The sequence below is a fragment of the Prevotella sp. oral taxon 299 str. F0039 genome (genome assembly GCF_000163055.2).
Taxonomy (GTDB): Bacteria; Bacteroidota; Bacteroidia; order Bacteroidales; family Bacteroidaceae; genus Prevotella.
In genome coordinates, this window is sequence record NC_022124.1 from 403,310 (window position 1) to 423,962 (window position 20,653).

At 35.8% G+C, this 20,653-nt stretch carries 23 protein-coding genes; 14 read left to right on the top strand and 9 right to left on the bottom strand.

What is annotated here, in order from left to right; genetic code table 11:
* Position 1: 1 nt before the first annotated feature.
* Complete coding sequence (locus tag HMPREF0669_RS01605) at positions 2–730, top strand: YebC/PmpR family DNA-binding transcriptional regulator (RefSeq protein ID WP_009228814.1); 729 nt, start codon at positions 2–4, stop codon at positions 728–730.
* 459 nt (positions 731–1,189) lie between these two features.
* On the opposite strand, the gene HMPREF0669_RS01610 is transcribed toward HMPREF0669_RS01605, so the two are convergent.
* The 3 genes from HMPREF0669_RS01610 to trmD form a co-directional block, all read right to left on the bottom strand.
* Positions 1,190–1,585 (bottom strand): DUF2023 family protein, encoded by a 396-nt coding sequence (locus HMPREF0669_RS01610; protein WP_020967929.1) that lies wholly within the window; start codon positions 1,583–1,585, stop codon positions 1,190–1,192.
* A gap of 44 nt (positions 1,586–1,629) precedes the next feature.
* Positions 1,630–2,124 (bottom strand): flavodoxin FldA, encoded by a 495-nt coding sequence (gene fldA / locus HMPREF0669_RS01615; RefSeq protein ID WP_009228812.1) that lies wholly within the window; start codon positions 2,122–2,124, stop codon positions 1,630–1,632.
* Positions 2,125–2,479: 355 nt separating this feature from the next.
* On the bottom strand, positions 2,480–3,154 hold the full coding sequence (gene trmD, locus HMPREF0669_RS01620) for a tRNA (guanosine(37)-N1)-methyltransferase TrmD (protein WP_009228811.1): 675 nt from the start codon (positions 3,152–3,154) through the stop codon (positions 2,480–2,482).
* A 368-nt stretch (positions 3,155–3,522) separates the two neighbouring features.
* On the opposite strand from trmD, the gene HMPREF0669_RS01625 reads away from it, so the two are divergent.
* Positions 3,523–4,260 carry a DUF5020 family protein gene (locus HMPREF0669_RS01625; RefSeq protein WP_020967930.1) on the top strand — a complete coding sequence of 246 codons (738 nt, stop codon included), beginning with the start codon at positions 3,523–3,525 and terminating at the stop codon, positions 4,258–4,260.
* Between the two features lie 177 nt (positions 4,261–4,437).
* Positions 4,438–6,438 (top strand): NAD-dependent DNA ligase LigA, encoded by a 2,001-nt coding sequence (ligA, locus tag HMPREF0669_RS01630; RefSeq protein ID WP_009228809.1) that lies wholly within the window; start codon positions 4,438–4,440, stop codon positions 6,436–6,438.
* A 49-nt stretch (positions 6,439–6,487) separates the two neighbouring features.
* Here the strand turns inward: ligA and coaW are convergent, their stop codons facing one another.
* Positions 6,488–7,324 (bottom strand): type II pantothenate kinase, encoded by an 837-nt coding sequence (coaW, locus tag HMPREF0669_RS01635; protein WP_009228808.1) that lies wholly within the window; start codon positions 7,322–7,324, stop codon positions 6,488–6,490.
* A 638-nt stretch (positions 7,325–7,962) separates the two neighbouring features.
* Here coaW and HMPREF0669_RS01640 point away from each other — a divergent pair.
* From HMPREF0669_RS01640 to aroC, 11 genes are all read left to right on the top strand, one after another.
* Positions 7,963–8,865: a glucosaminidase domain-containing protein gene (locus HMPREF0669_RS01640; protein ID WP_009228807.1), complete on the top strand. Its 903-nt coding sequence runs from the start codon at positions 7,963–7,965 to the stop codon at positions 8,863–8,865.
* Positions 8,866–8,889: 24 nt separating this feature from the next.
* The gene (locus HMPREF0669_RS01645) at positions 8,890–9,396 is read left to right on the top strand and encodes a DMP19 family protein (RefSeq protein WP_009228806.1); all 507 of its coding nucleotides are present in this window, start codon (positions 8,890–8,892) and stop codon (positions 9,394–9,396) included.
* Between the two features lie 53 nt (positions 9,397–9,449).
* Entirely contained in the window at positions 9,450–9,929 is a 480-nt protein-coding gene (gene smpB / locus HMPREF0669_RS01650) for an SsrA-binding protein SmpB (RefSeq protein WP_009228805.1), read from the top strand.
* Positions 9,930–10,073: 144 nt separating this feature from the next.
* Positions 10,074–10,934, top strand: coding sequence for a type I methionyl aminopeptidase (gene map / locus HMPREF0669_RS01655; protein WP_009228804.1), 861 nt, complete (start codon positions 10,074–10,076; stop codon positions 10,932–10,934).
* Positions 10,935–10,948: 14 nt separating this feature from the next.
* Positions 10,949–11,980 (top strand): tRNA (adenosine(37)-N6)-threonylcarbamoyltransferase complex transferase subunit TsaD, encoded by a 1,032-nt coding sequence (gene tsaD / locus HMPREF0669_RS01660; protein WP_009228803.1) that lies wholly within the window; start codon positions 10,949–10,951, stop codon positions 11,978–11,980.
* Positions 11,980–12,495, top strand: coding sequence for a CinA family protein (locus tag HMPREF0669_RS01665; RefSeq protein WP_009228802.1), 516 nt, complete (start codon positions 11,980–11,982; stop codon positions 12,493–12,495). Before tsaD ends, HMPREF0669_RS01665 begins: the two co-directional genes overlap by 1 nt.
* Before the next feature lie 160 nt (positions 12,496–12,655).
* Positions 12,656–12,919 (top strand): 50S ribosomal protein L28, encoded by a 264-nt coding sequence (gene rpmB, locus HMPREF0669_RS01670; protein ID WP_009228801.1) that lies wholly within the window; start codon positions 12,656–12,658, stop codon positions 12,917–12,919.
* Between the two features lie 6 nt (positions 12,920–12,925).
* Complete coding sequence (gene rpmG, locus HMPREF0669_RS01675; RefSeq protein WP_009228800.1) at positions 12,926–13,114, top strand: 50S ribosomal protein L33; 189 nt, start codon at positions 12,926–12,928, stop codon at positions 13,112–13,114.
* Positions 13,115–13,148: 34 nt separating this feature from the next.
* Entirely contained in the window at positions 13,149–13,307 is a 159-nt protein-coding gene (locus tag HMPREF0669_RS10040; protein ID WP_009228799.1) for a DUF4295 domain-containing protein, read from the top strand.
* A 203-nt stretch (positions 13,308–13,510) separates the two neighbouring features.
* Complete coding sequence (locus tag HMPREF0669_RS01680; RefSeq protein ID WP_009228798.1) at positions 13,511–14,131, top strand: peptidylprolyl isomerase; 621 nt, start codon at positions 13,511–13,513, stop codon at positions 14,129–14,131.
* 158 nt (positions 14,132–14,289) lie between these two features.
* Positions 14,290–15,369 carry a chorismate synthase gene (gene aroC / locus HMPREF0669_RS01685; RefSeq protein ID WP_009228797.1) on the top strand — a complete coding sequence of 360 codons (1,080 nt, stop codon included), beginning with the start codon at positions 14,290–14,292 and terminating at the stop codon, positions 15,367–15,369.
* Between the two features lie 115 nt (positions 15,370–15,484).
* Here the strand turns inward: aroC and pdxT are convergent, their stop codons facing one another.
* From pdxT to fabD, 5 genes are all read right to left on the bottom strand, one after another.
* Positions 15,485–16,063, bottom strand: coding sequence for a pyridoxal 5'-phosphate synthase glutaminase subunit PdxT (pdxT, locus tag HMPREF0669_RS01690; protein ID WP_009228796.1), 579 nt, complete (start codon positions 16,061–16,063; stop codon positions 15,485–15,487).
* Positions 16,060–16,935 (bottom strand): pyridoxal 5'-phosphate synthase lyase subunit PdxS, encoded by an 876-nt coding sequence (gene pdxS, locus HMPREF0669_RS01695; RefSeq protein WP_009228795.1) that lies wholly within the window; start codon positions 16,933–16,935, stop codon positions 16,060–16,062. Before pdxS ends, pdxT begins: the two co-directional genes overlap by 4 nt.
* Positions 16,936–16,945: 10 nt before the next feature.
* Positions 16,946–17,944 carry a bifunctional hydroxymethylpyrimidine kinase/phosphomethylpyrimidine kinase gene (locus HMPREF0669_RS01700; protein WP_009228794.1) on the bottom strand — a complete coding sequence of 333 codons (999 nt, stop codon included), beginning with the start codon at positions 17,942–17,944 and terminating at the stop codon, positions 16,946–16,948.
* A gap of 101 nt (positions 17,945–18,045) precedes the next feature.
* Complete coding sequence (locus tag HMPREF0669_RS01705; RefSeq protein ID WP_009228793.1) at positions 18,046–19,731, bottom strand: alpha-amylase family protein; 1,686 nt, start codon at positions 19,729–19,731, stop codon at positions 18,046–18,048.
* Positions 19,732–19,765: 34 nt separating this feature from the next.
* The gene (gene fabD / locus HMPREF0669_RS01710) at positions 19,766–20,653 is read right to left on the bottom strand and encodes an ACP S-malonyltransferase (protein WP_009228792.1); all 888 of its coding nucleotides are present in this window, start codon (positions 20,651–20,653) and stop codon (positions 19,766–19,768) included.

The window sequence follows — 20,653 nt, forward strand, 5'->3', positions numbered from 1 at the left end:
TATGGGAAGAGCATTTGAATATCGCAAAGCTGCGAAAATGAAGAGATGGGGACACATGGCAAGAACATTTACCAAGATTGGTAAACAAATTGCTATTGCAGTGAAAGCTGGTGGTCCTGAACCAGAAAACAACCCTCATTTGCGTGCTATTATACAGACTGCAAAGCGTGAGAACATGCCTAATGCAAACGTAGAAAGAGCCATAAAAAATGCAATGGGTAAGGATCAAAAGGACTTTAAAGAAGTTACTTATGAAGGATACGGACCTCATGGTATTGCAATATTTGTAGATGCAGCAACAGATAACACTACAAGAACAGTTGCAAACGTACGTGCTGTGTTTAATAAATATGGTGGAAATATGGGTACTCAAGGTAGTCTTTCATTCCTATTCGATCAAAAATGCGTCTTTACTTTCAAGAAAAGAGAAGGTTTAGACATGGAAGAATTAATCTTAGATTTAATCGATTATGGAGTAGAAGAAGACTTCGATGAAGACGAAGAGGCTAACGAAATAACCATTTATGGTGATCCTAAGAGCTTTGGTGAATTGCAAAAACACCTTGAAGAGGCAGGGTTTGAAGTTACAGGTGCTGAGTTTACACGTATTCCTAACGACTTAAAAGAGGTTACAAGCGAAGAACGTGAGATCATAGACAAGATGGTTGATATCTTAGAAGATGATGAAGACGTTCAGAATGTTTATACAAACATGAAGCCTGAAGAATAAAATAAAGAAATAAAAGACTTTATATTCCAAACAAATAATCTGCAAAGAATGATACTTCTTTTCAGATTATTTGTCTTTTTATGATTAATGGATATTTGGTAGGCTGGTTATTCTAGCCTACTTTTGTATTTATGAATTCATCCATAATCTTCTTTTATTAGTCTCATTCTATCAATTAGGTAAGTGGTGTCCTAAAAATAATATGGGTTTGCACACTTTTGAAGTATACAACCTATTCAATCTCCTTTATATCAAATGTCTTACAACAGATTAGCTGGATTTCCTGTTCAATTCTTTTATTTTATTATTACATCAATTAATTAACATTCCACAGGTAAAAAGCAAAAGGCGGACTTCACAGCCAGCCTAATACATATTATACAAAAACATTATGAATACTTTATTTAGCGAACAAGATCTAAAAGTATATCCTATTTATTAAATAAATTAATTAATTAATCAGGTTTCACAACCTAAGTGTATATCTCCTTTATTGTATTTTGTGCAAGTATAGCATTTTCGTTTGCAATATCTTTCACATTGAATACGTATATCATATCCAAGTAAAGCACCTAGAATAAAATCTTCTTCAGGAGATAATTGATTTAAAGGGCGATTAACCATAAGTTTAATAGCATTGATGCATTCTTCTTTTCCGAAGAAAATATTGATATGTTTACTGCCAACGGGTTGTGTGACAAATGAAATATCTTGGTTTGTTAGTCTTGAAGTTGCAAACTCTTCATATTGCTTTTTGCAAGTAAATAGTACCATAGGACGAACACCTTTTTGATATTCATAGATATGATTTACTAGTACTTTTAAGTCGGCAGGCATATTTGCAAGATCGGACATGTTGTTATTAATCTGATGATTAATCACCTCTTTAATTATAATTTTTAAAGACTTGATTTGATATTTTCTAACCAAGCATCGATACGTCCTTCAGTTTTGTCGTCTTCATTTACATCATCAAGAGCCAAACCTACGAAGTTTCCGTCTACAACTGCTTCAGAATCTTCAAATGTATAACCATCTGTTGAAACAGAACCGATTACATTTGCGCCACCTTCTTTGACAACATTGTAAATTTCTGCCATAGCTCCACAAAAAGTATCGCTATAACTTTCTGCATCACCACATCCAAACAAGGCAATAGTTTTTCCAGAAAGGTCAGAACCTTTCAATACATCTAAACCGTCATACCAATCATCTTGCAATTCGCCTGCACCCCATGTTGAAGTTCCAAGCAAAAGATTTTCGTTTGCAGCAACTACGTCTGCTGTTAAGTTTGTTACTTCTAAAGCGTCTACACCTAGCTTACTTGCAATTTGTTCAGCTATGCTTTGGCAGGTTCCTGTTGATGAACCATAAACAACTACTGTTGATTTCATATCCTTATATTTTTTTATTACTTTTCGGTATGTTGATATTGCAAAGGTATATACATTTTTTTGATTTGCCAATACCTAAAAGTAGGGTTTTTAGTAAAATACCTACAAATGATTAGAGAGAATGTTTTTATACTTTGCTTTATCCCTAAAAAGAATGATATATTGTCTTTTCTTCCTTAAAATATGATAAACAAAAACTTATTATAGTATCTTTCTTATAGTTTTATACCTAATTGTTATGATGTATAAAAGCAGGTATGAGGAGAACCCCAAGAAAATATTGGATATAAATGAATGTGAATTCGATGATTATAAGTGCCTGTAAGTTTGCTGATCTGAATTCGTTGTAGTCACTTTATTTTAGTAGATCTGGACGTAAACGTTGAGTTCTTTCCTGTGCTTGCTCAAGTTCCCACGCCTTAATTTTAGCCTCGTTTCCGCTTAAAAGAATTTCAGGAACCTTCCAACCATTATACTCTGCAGGACGAGTATATATCGGAGCAGATAATAAGTTGTCCTGAAAACAATCTGAGAGAGCACTTTGTTCATCACTAATAACACCAGGAACAAGGCGAATAACCGCATCTGCAATGATGGCAGCAGGTAGCTCTCCTCCTGTAAGAACAAAGTCGCCTACTGATATTTCTTTTGTAATAAGATGTTCTCTAATACGTTGGTCTATTCCTTTATAATGTCCACAAAGAATAATTAAGTTTTCTTTTAAGGATAAATTGTTTGCCATTGGTTGGTCAAATTGTTCGCCATCTGGAGATGTAAAAATCACTTCGTCATAGTGTCTTTCTGCTTTTAATGCAGAAATACATCTATCAATAGGCTCGCAAGTCATCACCATTCCTGCAAAACCACCATAAGAATAGTCGTCTACCTTTCTGTGTTTATTAGTAGAATAATCACGAAGATTGTGCAAATGAATTTCTGCCAATCCTTTTTTTTGTGCTCTTGCAAGAATCGATTCTTGTGTAAATCCTGTAAGCATTTCAGGTAAAACGGTGATAATATCTATTCTCATAATGGGCACAAAGTTACAAAATGTTTTTTATTGCACTTAATTAAAAGCACGTCTTCTTTATAATAAAATGAGGAAATCAATCTCTTTAGAGTGATTTTTAGTCATCATGAGTACGAACAAAGCCCCTTTTCTCCTCCTACAATCTATTTTTTTTTATAAGATGTGCTCCTTATTGCCTATATATAATAATGTATAAATAAAAGAGAAGTCTTAGTTGTTGTACTAATGAGTGTGAAAGAAGGTTTTAAATATATTCTTGATTAAGAACAAGAATATACCTTAATATTGAATTTAACAACATTTTATGTAATGAATTCAATAAAAATCACTACTTTTGCGCATCATTATATCTTATCAATAATTAATTTATGAAAAAATTATTACTATCTGCTGCAATGCTTATAACAAGTATTTGCGCTGGAGCACAAAACGTTCAGTTACATTATGATTTAGGTCGTGCATTGTATAAAGACATCACCGACCGCCAAACTGTTACAACAACAGTAGAAATGTTCAAGTTAGATAAGTGGGGAAGTACTTTCTTGTTCACTGACCTTGACTATCATCGTGATGGAGTTAAGGGTGCTTACTGGGAAATTGCACGTGAGTTTAATCTTTCAAAAAACAAACAATGGGCTGCTCATGTCGAGTATAATGGTGGTTTAGGATCAAACAAAGACTTAACATATACTGCACGTTATCAACACGCTTTCTTAGCAGGTGGAGCTTGGAATTGGGTAAGTAGCGACTTTAAAAAGAATTTCTCAATTCAATTAATGTATAAATATTACTTCAAAGGTCAAGGACTTGCTCGTCCATTTAGCGGTTTCCAATTAACAGAAGTATGGGGACTTACCTTTGCAAACAACCTTTGTACATTCAATGGTTTCTGCGATTTATGGTATGATAAGAACGTAAATGGCAAGCTAATCTTAATTTCTGAGCCACAATTCTGGTTCAACTTGAATACATTAAAAGGTATGAAAGATGTTAACTTGAGCCTTGGTACAGAGGTAGAGATCAGCAACAACTTTGTATATAACAACAAAGGAATGAACAATAAGTTCTATGCAATTCCAACAATTGCAGCAAAATGGACTTTCTAAGATAAATATTCGAGCTTAGTTCTTCATTCTTTGAAGAATTAAAAAAGAATTACTATTTTTGTAGATTCATGAGTAGGAGGGCAGAAATGCTTGTGGTTGAAAAACTATAAGTCATTTGTTTCACTTCTATTCATGAATTTTTCTTTTAAATAAACATAGCAATAGCACAATAATAGTATGACAACCGAACAAGAAAGAATAATAGAACTGCGCAAAGAACTGCATCAGCACAACTATAATTATTATGTGTTGAACGCCCCACAAATCGACGATTTTACCTTCGATGCATTGTTGCACGAGCTACAAAGTTTAGAGAATGCACATCCTGAGATGTATGATGCCAACTCACCAACGCAACGAGTGGGAAGCGATTTGCAAGAGTCTTTCGAGCAAGTGGTACATGTTTATCCCATGCTATCACTCTCGAATACCTATAATAAACAAGAAGTTGCAGATTTTTACAACACCGTTTCAAAGTTCTTGAATGGTGAAGAGTTCGAAATTTGTTGCGAGTTGAAATACGATGGCTTATCTATTTCATTGCGATATGAAGATGGAAAGCTTGTAAGAGCAGTCACTCGAGGTGATGGAACACGTGGAGATGATGTCACAGCGAATGTAAAAACCATCAAAACCATACCCCTTGTGTTGCAAGGAAACGATTATCCAGCAGTGTTTGAGATGCGTGGAGAGGTGCTAATGCCATGGAAAGTATTCGATAAACTCAATGAAGAGCGTCGCCAACAAGAAGAGCCTTTATTTGCAAATCCACGCAATGCGGCCTCGGGAACACTTAAAAGTTTAAACCCAGTATTGGTTGCAAAGCGTTCATTAGATGCCTACTTATATTATTTATTGGGCGAAGATATCAACATAGATGGTCACTTTGAGCGTTTAGAAGCAGCCAAACGATGGGGCGTTAAGATAGGCGAAGGAATGAGAAAAGTGTCTTCTTTAGAAGATATATATGCCTTTATCGATTATTGGGACGTTGAAAGAAAGAACCTACCAGTGGCAACTGACGGTATAGTTCTTAAGGTTAATTCGCTCAAACAGCAACAAAGTATGGGCTTTACAGCAAAGAATCCACGTTGGGCTATTGCGTATAAGTTCAAAGCAGAGCGTGAGTTAACGAAGCTAGAGAGCGTTTCTTATCAGGTTGGACGTACGGGAACGATTACTCCAGTGGCTAATATGGAACCCGTTTTACTTGCTGGAACGGTGGTGAAACGTGCCACATTGAATAACGAAGACTTTATTAAAAGCTTTGATTTACATATTGGCGACTATGTATATGTAGAGAAAGGCGGAGAGATTATACCTAAAATTGTGGGTGTAGAACTAAGTAAACGCACAGAAGGAATGCAACCAATAGAATTCATTAAGACATGTCCTGAGTGCGGAACTCAGCTCGTTCGATATGAAGGACAGGCTGCTTATTACTGCCCAAATGATATGGGTTGCCCTCCACAAATAAAGGGAAAGATAGAACATTTCATTGCTCGTAAGGCCATGAATATTGATAGTTTAGGTCCTGAAACAATCGATTCGTATTATAACAAAGGATTGATTAAAGATGTTGCCGACTTGTATTGTCTTGCAATTGACGATATTAATGAAGGGGGAGCGCATCAAAAATCAGCAAAAAAGGTGATAGATGCTATCGAAAAGTCGAAGCAAGTGCCCTTTGATAGAGTGTTATTTGCCTTAGGAATACGTTTTGTTGGTGAAACTTCTGCACGTTTATTGGCTCGAAAATTCAACGATATCAATTCCTTACGCAACGCAACTGCAGCTCAACTACTTGAAGTTGAGGGAGTAGGAGATATCATTGCGACAAGTGTTGTGACCTTCTTTTCCGACGAAAAGAATATTGCTTTGATAGAAAGATTAGAGAGTTACGGACTGCAAATGGCTATGCCTGTGATGGACGAAGGGCCTAAAGGCAATGTGTTAGAAGGCAAAACCATTGTTATTAGTGGGATCTTTACACACCATTCTCGTGACGAATACAAAGCAATGATAGAGCAATTAGGAGGTAAAAATACAGGAAGTATTAGCGCAAAAACCAGTTTTGTGCTTGCAGGAGACAATATGGGGCCATCTAAATTGCAGAAAGCAGAGTCGCTTGGAGTGAAGATTTTAAGCGAAGATGAATTCTTAGAAATGATTAAGTAGAATATTTTTCATTCTCAATTAGGTAGAATGAATCTTATTTTATGGTTATTTATTTTTCAAGTGCTAGTTCTGGTGCTTGTAATGCTGCTCCTATTGCGGTGCAAAACTCGCTGTGTTTAGGAATATGGAAACGCACATTATAGAGCTTTTCCATTGAGGTGTAAACCTCTTTGCATTGAGGTAGCAATGTAAGATTACCGATTAAAACGTAATCTTTAATGCCACTGCCAAGACTAGAGAGTATAGTACTACTGCCAATGGCCTGAATTACCATCCAAGTGATGCCCAATGCTATGTCTTCTCTGCTAGCATTACTCTTTGTTTTACCAAACAATGAGGCTGTTGCACTTTTGGGTAAGCCAGGTAATGCGTGTGGACTAATATCGCCAATCAATACGTTTACGTTTGCAATATCACCCTCGGCAGCCAACAAACTAATTTGTTTAATATCGTCAGTTTTAAGCATAACCCTTGCAAGACCTTGCAAAGTGCCGCCTCCAATACCAATACCTCCAATATGTCTGATACCTTCTTTGTCGCATTGAACAAGCGAAGTACCAGTTCCCATACTCACAACAATCATGCTATCGAGGTTGGTTTGATATTTAGCTCCTAATCCATCAGCAATAAATTCCTCTGCCTTTGTCGTGGGAAGACCATATATTGGGTTGTCGATATATGCCGAACCAACTCCTGTGAGCATAACCCTTGCCACATCAGTAAGTTTTATTTTATTGTCGTGAAGATACTTTCCAAAGGCTCCATATAATGAAGTTACAGGGTCAGTGGCTTTTATTCGTATTGGAGAAATCACCTTTCCGTCTTTATTGATACCAACAATTTTGGTGGTACTAATACCAACATCTATTCCAATTATAATACTCATGTGTGTTGATGCTATGATTATTATTTTGATTTGTTTTTTCGTTTAATGATTGAGAATCAGCTGTGTTTGAGCTGATACGCTTGCAAAATTAATAAAAAATATGTGCCTTTATACCTTTGTGTCGATAAAAATGCATTTAGATGTATTTTGATATATCATTTGAATGAATTTCTTCTCATTTCTAAACTCAATGTAAATGGCTTGTAAAAGCATTGTTTTTCTGTTACAATGTCAATGCTTTTGGGATACAAACTCAATGCTTTGAAAAGTGTGATAGTGCAGAGCTTGAATACAAAGGAATTTAGAGAAAGAGGTGAAGAATGGAAATGATCTGTGCTTTCTACTTGTTTTTTTACTCTAAACGAAAGGAAAGAAATTTTAAAAGCATAGTGGCAACGACACAATTCAAAAAATATCATTAACTTTGCACTGAATAGAATTATTATAAATGTTCTTCTTTTACAATGGTGTTAGAACTGTTTGTTAAAGAGAAATTTGCTCTCGAAAAATGCAAAAGAAATGACAGTGCAATGCAAAGCATCAATTGATGGAGTGAAAAGGCTCTAAAAAGATGATGAAGAACAATAGAATTATAAGAGATAACGTTATCGATGAAAAGAAAAATAACGAACATTTTAATGCTCATTACATTGGTGCTTTGCCCTATCAATCTGCTAGGTCAAGCAAAATGGAATGCAATTTTTCAAACATATATCGATCAATATAAAGATATTGCCATAGAAGAAATGTTGCGATATAATATTCCTGCAAGTATAACTCTTGCACAAGGGCTTTTTGAAAGTGCAGCAGGTCAGAGTCGATTAGCTCGCTATAGCAATAATCATTTTGGTATTAAATGTCACGATTGGACAGGAAGAAGTGTGAGACATGACGACGATGAGTTGCAAGAATGTTTTAGAGTGTATGACAATGTGCGTGAAAGTTATGAAGACCATAGTAAGTTTTTGGTAAATAAACCACGCTATCGCAACTTGTTTTCATTGCCAAGAACCGATTATAGAGGTTGGGCTAGTGGCTTAAAGGCTGCTGGTTATGCCACTAATCCACAATATGCTTATAAACTTATTGAGATAATCGAACTATATAAGCTTTATCAATTCGATACAGCTAACACTTACGACAAGTTTATGGTGAAGCGTTCTACTGTGGATAAGCCTGCAGTTAAGGGCGAAACTCTTCATCCGATATATGCTTATAACAAGAATTATTATTTAAAAGTGCGTGCAGGAGATACTTTTAAGAGCATTGCTGCAGAAGTTAATATTTCTGTTCGTAAATTAGCAAAATATAATGAACGTGATAAGTATGCGTCATTAGTAGAAGGTGATATCATATATCTTAAAGCGAAAAGAAGTAAAGCAGAAAAGCGATTTAAAGGTAGACTACACGCAGTTAAGCCTGGAGAAAGCATGTATTCTATAGCTCAGCAATATGGTATCAAGGTTGAAAGTCTTTATACTAAGAATCATCTATTACCTGATTACAATATTAAAGTAGACGATAGATTACGTGTTTATTAATATCATCACATAAAAGAAAAAACAATGGTGAATGTAGTAGTAAAAGAACAAAATATTATTAGTGCCGCAAACGAAGGCATGGATGCCTTTATCGAAGTGTTTGTGGAGGCAATAAAAAATGCCATCGGAGGCGAGTTAACTGCTACAAACATGGCAGAATTGAATGCTTCGCAAATAACCCTTTTAGCTTATTACGTCCTAAGAGAAGAAGTTATGGACGGAGGATTTATACAACTGATTCATAATGGATATGGAGGCTTTATCTTCTTAAATCCTTTTTCGGCAATGATGCGTCGTTGGGGATTAGGCGATTTATGCTCACTGATCAATAAATGCCATAAGAGTTATAAAAAACATCGTGAGGTTTTAGAAGCAGAATGTAGTGATGAAGAGTTTATGGCACTATTTGAAAAATATCCAGAATTTGACGATTTTGATGATAAATTTGTAGAATACGAAGAATATTGGACAACAAAAATGGCAGAATATGTAGACGAACATATTGCCGACTTCGCTGTTGTTGAATCTTAGAAAAACATTGCAGCACAGCAAATAAATGCTGAAAAATAAAACAAAACTGCATTATGGCAAACGAAAAGAAAAACTCAGATAAAAAGAGTTCAATACAAATAAAAAATAGAAAAGCATCTTTCGATTATTTCTTTATCGATACCTTTACCGCAGGAATTGTGCTTACAGGCACAGAAATAAAGTCTATTCGACAGGGAAAGGCCTCTTTGGTTGATACATTCTGTTATATTCATGATGGAGAAATATGGGTGAAAGGAATGAATATCACCCCTTATTTTTATGGCTCTTTTACCAATCATGAAGCCAAAAGAGATAGAAAGCTGTTATTAAAGAAAAGAGAAATACGCCGATTAGAAGAGGAAACGAAATCTGTGGGTGTAACAATTGTTCCGATATTGTTGTTTATTGACCAGAATGGACGTGCGAAAGTGAACATCGCTTTGGCACGAGGAAAGAAAGAATACGATAAACGTCAAACACTAAAAGAAAAAGAAGACCGTCGTGAAATGGATAGAGCCATAAAACGATATTAATGTAGTCGTATCTTTTCTGTTGTAAAAATACGAAAAAGAACAATGCAATATAAGTATGCAAAGTGAATGATTTTTGCAGAAAAAACACTAACTTTGTAGTGAAATTCATCGCTGGTTATACCAGTAATATTAATAAAGAGAAACATGAAGTCTATAAAAAGAAGATGGACTCTCTTGCCGGGAAAGGATATAACCGAGCTTGACAAGAAGGTGATGTATTGGGAAAGTAAAGGTAAAGAAGTTCCTACTCGTGACTTAATTAAAACTCCCGAACAGATAGAAGGTATTAAACGAGCTGGTGTTATCAATACAGGTGTGTTAGACGAAGTTGCAAAACACATAAAAGCAGGTATGAATACACTAGAAATAGATAAGATATGCTACGACTATTGCACCGCTTATGGCGCAACTCCAGCATGTTTAAACTATGAAGGATACCCCAAAAGCGTTTGTACAAGCATTAATGAAGTGGTGTGTCATGGTATTCCAAAAGAAGAAGATGTGTTGGAAGACGGAGACATTATCAATGTCGATTTTACAACTATTCTCGATGGTTATTATGCAGACGCATCACGTATGTTTATAATAGGTAAAACAACTCCAGAAAAAGAGCAGTTGGTTAGAGTGGCAAAAGAATGCTTAGAAATAGGTGCAGAGGCTGCAAAACCATATTGTTTTGTGGGAGATATTGGTTATGCAATAGAGCAACATGCTAATAAATATAATTATGGTGTGGTGCGAGATCTATGTGGTCATGGTGTAGGATTGAAGTTCCATGAGAAGCCAGACATTACACATTATGGTAAAAAAGGTACAGGAATGCTTCTTGTTCCTGGTATGGTATTTACTATTGAACCTATGATTAACATGGGAACATGGCAGGTATTCTTAGATTCGGAAGACCCATTTGGATGGGAAATTATCTCTGGTGACGAGTTACCTTCAGCTCAATGGGAACACACCTTCGTGATGACTGAGCATGGAGTAGAAATCCTTACCTATTAAATAATAATACTATAATGAAAGAAAAAGATATTTATATATTAGGTATAGAAAGTAGTTGTGATGACACTTCGGCAGCTGTTTTGCGCAATGATGTGCTTCTAAGTAATGTAACATCTTCGCAAGACGTACATAAAGCCTATGGTGGTGTAGTGCCAGAGCTTGCCTCTCGTGCGCATCAACAAAATATTGTGCCTGTAGTTGATCATGCTTTAAAGAAAGCAGGAATAACAAAAGAACAATTAAGTGCAATCGCTTTTACTCGTGGTCCTGGTTTAATGGGTTCGCTATTGGTAGGGGTTAGCTTTGCAAAAGGATTATCGCAAGCTCTAGGAATACCTTTGATTGATGTGAACCACCTACAAGGTCACGTTATGGCTCACTTTATAAAAGAACCTGATAACGATAATGCTATTCCTCCATTGCCTTTCCTTTGCTTATTAGTAAGTGGCGGAAACTCTCAAATAGTGAAGGTAAACGCTTATAATAATATGGAGGTATTAGGACAAACCATAGATGATGCGGCAGGTGAAGCCATTGATAAATGCTCAAAAGTGATGGGCTTAGGTTATCCTGGGGGACCAATAATCGACCGCTTAGCACGTCAAGGTAATCCTCATGCATATAAGTTTGCAGAACCCAATATACCAGGATTTGATTATAGTTTTTCTGGTCTTAAAACCTCATTCCTATATAATATGCGTAAATGGATTGCAGAAAATCCAAATTTTATCGAAGACAATAAAGAAGATATTGCAGCAAGTTTAGAATTCACAATAGTGGATATCTTGATGAAAAAGCTAAAGGCAGCAGTGAAAGAAACAGGCATTAAGCATGTTGCAGTTGCTGGTGGTGTATCTGCAAATAATGGGTTGCGCAACGCATTCAAAGAACATGCAGAGAAATATGGATGGACAATCTATATTCCTAAGTTCGGTTATACAACCGATAATGCAGCAATGATTGGAATAACAGGTTATTATAAGTATTTAGATGGTGCGTTTTGCACAATAGATAAACCCGCATTTAGTAAAGTAACATTTGAATAATGGAATTAGAAAGTAAAGTTTTAAGTAAGCAGATACAAGAGTATCTTTACAATTATGATGGCACACAACGTTCTTTAGGAACTGCAGAGAGTTGTACAGGAGGTAGAGTAGCAGAGACAATAATGTCGGTTCCTGGCTCTTCTAATTATTATAAAGGAAGCGTAATAGCTTACTCAAACGAAGTAAAAGAAAATATATTAGGAGTTGAAGCACAACTAATTGAAGAAAAAACAGCCGTTAGTGAAGAAGTGGCAATTGCTATGGTGAAAGGTGCTTGCAAAGCTCTTAATGTAACACATGCTATAGTAACAACAGGAATTGCAGGTCCTGCTGGTGCTTTGCCCAATGCCCCTGTAGGAACAATATGGATTGCTTATGGAACAACCGATAATATCCGAACATTTAAGATCGAGGAAGATAATGGGCGAGATTTGAATATTACAGCAGCAACTCAAAAGGCATTACAATTGTTCCTCGACTTTCTAAAAGAGGAAATAATGGTTGATGAAGAATAATTTCTAGTCAATACTTAAGCAAAATACTCCTTTAAAAGAAAAAAAAACTTAATTGGAGACTTTAAAAGGTCTATTCTTTTGTATTTTCGATAAATATTTGTAATTTTGCAAACTGTTTGGAATAAGTATCAAAAAACGAATACAAAATTTAAAGATAGCAATGTCTAAGATTTGTCAAATCACGGGAAAGAAAGCCCAAATAGGCTGCAACGTATCTCACTCAAAGCATCGTACAAAGCGTAGTTTTGACGTGAATCTCTTCAAGAAGAAATTCTATTATGTTGAAGAGGCATGTTGGATTAGCCTTAAGATCAGTGCAGCTGGTCTTCGTCTCATAAATAAAGTTGGTCTCGATGCAGCCTTAAGACAAGCCGTTTCAAAAGGTTATTGTGACTGGAAAGACATAAAAGTTATAGGAGAATAATCAATTATGGCAAAAAAAGCAAAAGGTAATAGAGTACAAGTGATACTCGAATGCACTGAGATTAAAAGTAGTGGATTGCCTGGAACAAGCCGTTATGTTACGACAAAGAATCGTAAGAACACTCCAGAGCGTCTCGAAATGAAGAAGTATAATCCTATTTTGAGAAGAATGACTCTTCACAAAGAGATTAAATAAGAAGTTATTCTAACTCAATTAAATATTTAGAATTATGGCAAAGAAAGCGGTCGCATCTCTCCATGAAGGTTCAACGGACGGACGCGCATATTCAAAAGTAATCAAAATGGTGAAGAGTCCCAAAACAGGTGCTTACGTTTTTGATGAGAAAATGGTAGCAAACGAAGCTGTTAAGGATTTCTTCAAAAACTAATGATAGAATTCTTTTCGTAGGAAGTAGACTAAATTATATTGATATATAGTTTAGTCTACTTTATTATTTATAGGACAACTAAATAGCAAGTGTTGAAAAGAGTAGAGTATGCTTCCTTGGTTATATCTTAAATAAAATGTGTTTTTATAAGGAAACCTACATTCTTTTTCGTAACTTTGCATAAATCTAATTATAAATAAAAAATGGGAAATAATAAGGATAAATATATAGCTGTTAGTTATAAGTTATATACAGTAGACGGAGACCAAGTTTCTTTAGTAGAAGAAGCACCAGTAGATAAGCCTTTTTCTTTTTTAAGTGGATTTGGATTAACCATCGATGCTTTTGAAAGAGAAGTTGCAGGACTAAATGAAGGTGATACTTTCAACTTCACATTGTTGCCTTCTGAGGCTTATGGTGACCATCTTGCAGATCGTGTTTTAGATTTAGAAAAGGAGATTTTTACAGTAAATGGTCACTTCGATCACGACAATATTTTTGTTGACGCCATTGTTCCTTTACAAAATGAAGATGGACATCGCTTTAATGGTCGTGTGCTTGAGATTACCGATGACATTGTAAAAATGGACTTAAATCATCCTCTAGCAGGTAAAACTCTTAACTTCAAGGGCTCTATTGTTGAAGCTCGTGAGGCTACAAAAGAAGAAATTCAAGAAATGATTAATCGCATTTCGGGTGATGAAAGTTGCGGTGGTGGATGCTGTGGAGGTGGCTGTGGACATAATGAGCATGGCCATGGACATAGTTGTGGATGTGGAGAACATGATCATGACCATGAGCATAGTTGTGGATGTGGACATTAGTTATTACGAAAAGATACTGATAGATAAGTGGAAGAATAAGATATATTAATTGTCTATTTATTCCACTTATTCTTTTATTAGGATAAGAGGAAAGTATTTTATGAATTGTATTTGTACTTTTGATGATATTTTATAAGATTTAAATAGATAAATAATAAATGTCAAGCAATAGTTTTGGTAATCTTTTTAAACTCACTTCGTTTGGTGAAAGTCATGGAGAAGTTATTGGTGGAGTAATAGATGGTATGCCTTCTTGTATTGATATTGATATTGATTTTGTTCAAGCAGAATTAAATCGCCGTCGTCCAGGGCAGAGTTCTTTATCGACCTCACGCAAAGAAAAAGATAGAGTGCAATTCTTAAGTGGTATTTTCAATGGACAATCAACAGGTGCTCCTATTGCTTTTATTGTTCCAAATTGCACACAAAATAGTTCAGACTATGAATCGTTAAAGAATATTTTCCGCCCTTCTCATGCTGATTTTACTTACTTTAGAAAGTTTGGAATTCGTGATTATCGGGGAGGTGGCCGTTCCTCTGCCCGTGTAACAATAGCTCGTGTAGTGGCAGGAGCATTGGCAAAACTAGCTCTAAGACAAATTGATGTAAGTATAGAAGCCTATGTTTCCCAAGTGGGAAATTTGTGTCTAAATAAACACTACTCAGAATTGAATCTTACTAATATTGAAACCAATTCTGTGAGATGCCCTGATGAGCAGATGGCATTAGAGATGCAACAGCTTATTAAAGAGACAAAAGCAAGTGGAAATAGCGTGGGCGGTGTAGTCACTTGTGTGGTAAAAGGTTGTCCTATTGGACTTGGTAATCCCGAATTTGCTAAACTTCATGCTCAATTAGGTTCTGCTATGTTGAGCATTAATGCTGCTAAGGGTTTTGAATATGGTGCGGGTTTTGCTTCAGCTAGAGCTTATGGAAGTGAGATGAATGACGAATGGAGTAGGATAGAGGATAAGATTAGTACTCGAACAAATAGTAGCGGTGGAATACAAGGTGGTATTAGTAATGGAGAAGATATCTATTTTAATGTGGCGTTCAAACCTATAGCTACAATTCTTCAAAAGCAAAAAACGATTGATAGTGACGGGTGTAATATTGAATTTACTGCAACAGGTAGGCATGATCCATGTGTAGTTCCTCGTTCTGTTCCTATAGTAGAGGCCATGGCAGCTATGGTTCTTCTTGATAATTATTTATTGAATAAAGCTACTAGAATGTAATTTTTACCAGAAAGAAATGATTTAACATACAGATTAGGTAAACTCAACGACTAAATAAGATATTTATGAATCTTATTTAGTCGTTCTTAAATCTGTTAAGAAGTAGGAAATGGTTTTATTTTATCATTTTTTCTAGGAAGTAATTATGGATACTTGCGTCATTTCCTAGTTCTGGGTGGAAAGATGTAACCAATTGATTTGCTTGCTTTGCTGCAACAATATGGCCATCAACCTCTGCTAATATTTCAACATCTTTTCCTACTGATTTGATATAAGGTGCTCGTATGAATGTCATAAGAAAGCTATCCGATACATTTTTCATCTTTTCATTGGTCTCAAAAGACCCTAATTGACGTCCATATGCGTTACGAACAACCTCAATATCCATTGTTGCAATACGTTGAACATTATTCTCTCCCACTACGTTTTGAGCAAGAAGTATAAGTCCTGCACATGTTCCAAATACGGGTAATCCGTTAGATATTGCAGTTTGAATGTCGTTCAACAAATCGAGTTCGTGTAAAAGTTTTATCATTGTGGTACTTTCTCCACCAGGGATAATAAGACCGTCTTTATGTTGTTGCCAGTCTTCCTTCTTGCGAATTTCAAATACTTCAACGTTACCAAGACTTTTAATCATCTCCTCGTGCTCAATAAAAGCACCTTGAAGGGCTAGAACTGCAATTTTTTTCATTTGCCTCTTTCAGCCATTAACAACTCAATCTCTTGCTCGTTGATACCAACCATAGCTTCTCCTAAATCTTCAGAGAGCTTTGCAATCATCTTAGCGTCTTTATAGTTAGTAACAGCTTTCACAATTGCATCAGCACGTTTCTCTGGATTTCCGCTCTTGAAGATACCACTTCCAACGAATACACCTTCTGCTCCTAATTGCATCATCAATGCTGCGTCTGCAGGAGTAGCAACACCACCAGCAGCAAAATTAACAACAGGTAGCTTACCATTATCGTGAACATACTTCACTAATTCATAAGGAGATTGTAGTTGTTTTGCTGCTTCGAATAACTCACCTTCGGTTAATGACACGATACGACGAATCTCACTTTGCATCATACGCATATGACGTACAGCCTGAATGATATCTCCTGTTCCTGGTTCTCCTTTGGTTCTAATCATTGTTGCGCCTTCTGCTATTCTGCGAAGAGCCTCTCCTAAATCCTTAGCACCACAAACAAAAGGAACTGTAAACTCATTTTTGTTGATGTGATAGATGTTGTCTGCTGGTGAAAGAACTTCACTTTCATCGATATAATCTATCTCAATTGCTTGAAGTATTTGAGCTTCTGCAAAGTGGCCTATACGGCATTTTGCCATAACAGGAATACTAACAACTTCTTGTATGCTCTTAATCATTTTTGGATCGCTCATACGTGCAACACCACCAGCTGCTCTAATATCTGCTGGAATACGTTCTAGCGCCATAACTGCACATGCACCTGCGGCTTCTGCAATACGTGCTTGTTCTGGAGTTGTTACGTCCATAATAACTCCACCTTTTAGCATTTGAGCTAAATTTCGATTAAGACTTTGTCTGTTTTCCTTCATAATTCAATATTTATTTTTTCTTTCTAAAATTACTTGGGGGAACTCCTACTTTCTTTTTAAAGAACTTCGTGAAATGTGCTTGTGATGAAAAGCCATTTCTATAGGCTATCTCTTGAATAGTAGAAAAAGAATTCTGTAAATCAAGTTCTATCTGTTCTATAAGATAATCTTCTATAATTGTTTTAGGAGTTTTGTTGCTAACGGCCTTTGTTACCTGTGATAAATATCGACTGCTTACATTGAATAAGTCGGAATAGAAGCGTACGTCACGATTGTCTTTGTAATATTTCGAAACAGCATCTATAAACTCTTGGTATAAAAGGTTGATACGCTCGGAAACTACTCTCTTTTCTTTTTCTTTCTCTGCAGCAAACAAATAGGCATTATTGATGGCATCTTCAAGAGAATTATTCTTGCTTAAATAAGATGCAACGGCTGAAGAAAAATAGTTATTTTTTCCGTGGAAGAAACTGTCTACCAATACAACTTCTTTGCAACCAAAGGTTTTTAATTGCTCTATTGCTGTCGTTTTATCCTTGTCAGACTCAATGGTTATACCTAAAATATACTCGGCATCGATATTTCTTATTACAACAATGGTTGATAAAGGCAATAAACGATTCTTTATTTGAGATATGACATCTTGACTCATAAGCTCATCACCATTACTAGAATAAACGATGGGATTGTATATAACTGATTGTATGTTATATTTCGAAATCATATCACAAATGACCTTTAGGACATTCACATTTCTAATCATACCAAGCTTTAATATCTTTGCTTGGGTATCGTTTACAAGTGCTTCTATTTGAGATTCAATGATATTTGATGGCAGATCGAAGAATTCTTGAATACCCAAAGTGTTCTGAACCGTAATACTTGTTATTACGGAAACAGATGGGATACCTAGCTCTTCAAATACCTTTATATCAGCTTGTATGCCTGAAGTACCCGTGCCATCAGAACCTGTTATAGTTAAAACCGGTGTTAGCTTGTTGTCAATCATAAGATATCACCTACAAAGTAAGTTATTTTTATTGAATAAAAAAAATGATGTTCCCTTATAGACAAAGAAAACACCATTTTGTATAAATTATTTTATGAACTTTATAAGATAAACTTATAAACTCTAGCACCATAAGGGTCAATCCCCACTTTGAAAGGTTTCTCAGAAGAGAACATTTGGATAGTGGTTTCACCTGTTAATAAATCAACAGCATTTACTTGTCCTTCTGATAATGAAAGATATTCGAAGGCGTGTCGAGGAATATTAATAGCGCATTGCATTTCTAAATCTGAGAAATTGGCAATAACTAACAAAATTTCTTGTTTATATGCACGAATGAAAGCGTACAGAGAGTTTGAATTGAAGTTAGAAGTCAACGGGTTGGCATACATCAAATCAAAGAAAGAACCAACAGAGACCACTTTCTCTTTGCTCGCAATACGTAATATAGTATTATATTTATCCCATATAACTTTTTCTTGAGCTGTTAATGCATTCTTCTTATAGTAACCTCTATAAAGTTTATCAATTTCCCAGTAATCAAAGATGGTTGTTCTTCCATCCCTTCCACTGAATCCTTCAGAATCCATTCCTGGCTCACCTAGCTCTTGTCCCGCATAAAGCATAAAAGGATTAGGTAATAATAGAGAGCTAACAACAACTCCTGGGAACCCCTTTTCTGCATCATTTGCAAAGAAAGGAGATGCAATTCGTTGTTCATCATGATTCTCTAGGAAATAAAGCATTTTGTTTTTTATATGATCAGTAGCTTGCCATTGTTTGGTAATTTCTGTTGGGTTTCTTGTTCCTGAGATAATACCTCTAATGCAATCATACATTCCAACCTTATCATATAGATAGTCGAATCCGCTTTGTAAATAGGTTTCATACAATGAAGGATTATACACTTCACCAATAAAAAGAATATATGGAAATTCGTTTTTAACTTCTTTTATAGCGTAAGTCCAGAATGCCGATGGGACCATCTCTGCCATATCGCATCTAAATCCATCAACTCCTTTTCTTGCCCAGAATAGAAGTATATGGATCATCTTCTTCCATGTAGAAGGAATAGGATCAAAATGTTCCGTCCGTTCTCCGCATGGATTGCAATAATCTACACCATAATTGAGTTTAATGGTCTCATACCAATCGTCTTTATTAGGTGCATTATCAAAGCAATCGTTACCTGTTGCTTTTGCTGGTTGCTCAAAATAAGTTGTGTCTGTAGCTTCGGAATACAAACTAAAAGATGGGGCAAAAGGAAGACCATTACAATAATAAAAATTATTGCTAGTATCGAAGTTCTTTGTAGTGTCATCATTTTCACCTAAATCTTCAACTCCTTCTGGCTTTGTTATTGATTTGTATTGGCGTGCAACATGGTTGGGGACAAAGTCTATAATGGTTTTTAATCCAACCTTACTTGTTCGAGAAAGAAGAGCTTCGAACTCTTGCATTCTGTCTAGAACGTTTTCTGCTAAATCTGGATCTACATCATAGTAATCGACAATCGCATATGGAGAACCTGCCTTACCTTTTACAATTGCTGAGTGTTGTGTTGGGATTCCATACTCTTCGTATGAAGTTGTGCTTGCGTGTCTTATTATACCGGTATACCAAACATGGGTGCATCCCATGCTTTTAATGTGTTTCAGGGTTGATGTATTAAAGTCATTCATCTTACCAACGCCATTTTCGGCAATCGAACCATTTACAATGTTGTTGTGATTGCGATTACCGAAAAGGCGAGTAAAGACTTGATAAATAATTATTTTCTTATTCACCTTTATATCGTCTTCTATTCTTTTACGATTTATATTATTCTACTCCGTGGGAAGCAACAGTTTTATCGATACGACCAATCATTCCTTGTAGTGCTTTTCCAGGTCCACATTCTGTAAAGTCATCAGCTCCATTTGCTATCATGTTGATGATAGTTGAGGTCCAACGTACAGCTCCTGTTAATTGAGCAACTAGGTTTCTCTTAATTTCTTCTGGATCAGTGTGTGCTAATGCATCTACGTTTTGATAAACAGGAATACGAGGAGTATTAAAAGTTACACTCTCAATTGCAGCTTGAAGTTCCTCTTTAGCAGGTTGCATTAATGGGGAATGGAATGCACCTGATACTGGAAGAGGAAGTGCTCTTTTAGCACCTGCTTCTTTCATTTTCTCACATGCTAGATTGATTGCATCAATACTACCAGAGATAACCAATTGTCCAGGACAATTATAGTTTGCTGCAACTACGGTATTTTCTGGTGTAGATATAGATGAACAAATTTCTTCTACCTTTTCGTCAGCTAGTCCAATGATTGCGGCCATTGTACCTTTTGTAGCTTCGCAAGCCTTTTGCATTGCGTTAGCACGTGCTGCAACAAGTCTAAGACCATCCTCAAAAGAAAGTACTCCTGAAACAACTAAAGCAGAAAACTCACCTAAAGAGTGTCCTGCAACCATTTCTGCGTCAAGCTTATCTTCTAGAGATAATGCCGTTATAACACTGTCTAAGAATACGGCAGGTTGAGTTACTTTAGTTTGTTTAAGTTCCTCATCTGTACCATTAAACATTATTTCTGTGATATTGAAGCCAAGAATTTCATTCGCTTGATCGAATAGTTCCTTAGCGAGGATACTTGAATTATATAAGTCTTTGCCCATTCCTACGTATTGAGCTCCTTGTCCTGGAAAAACAAATGCTTTCAT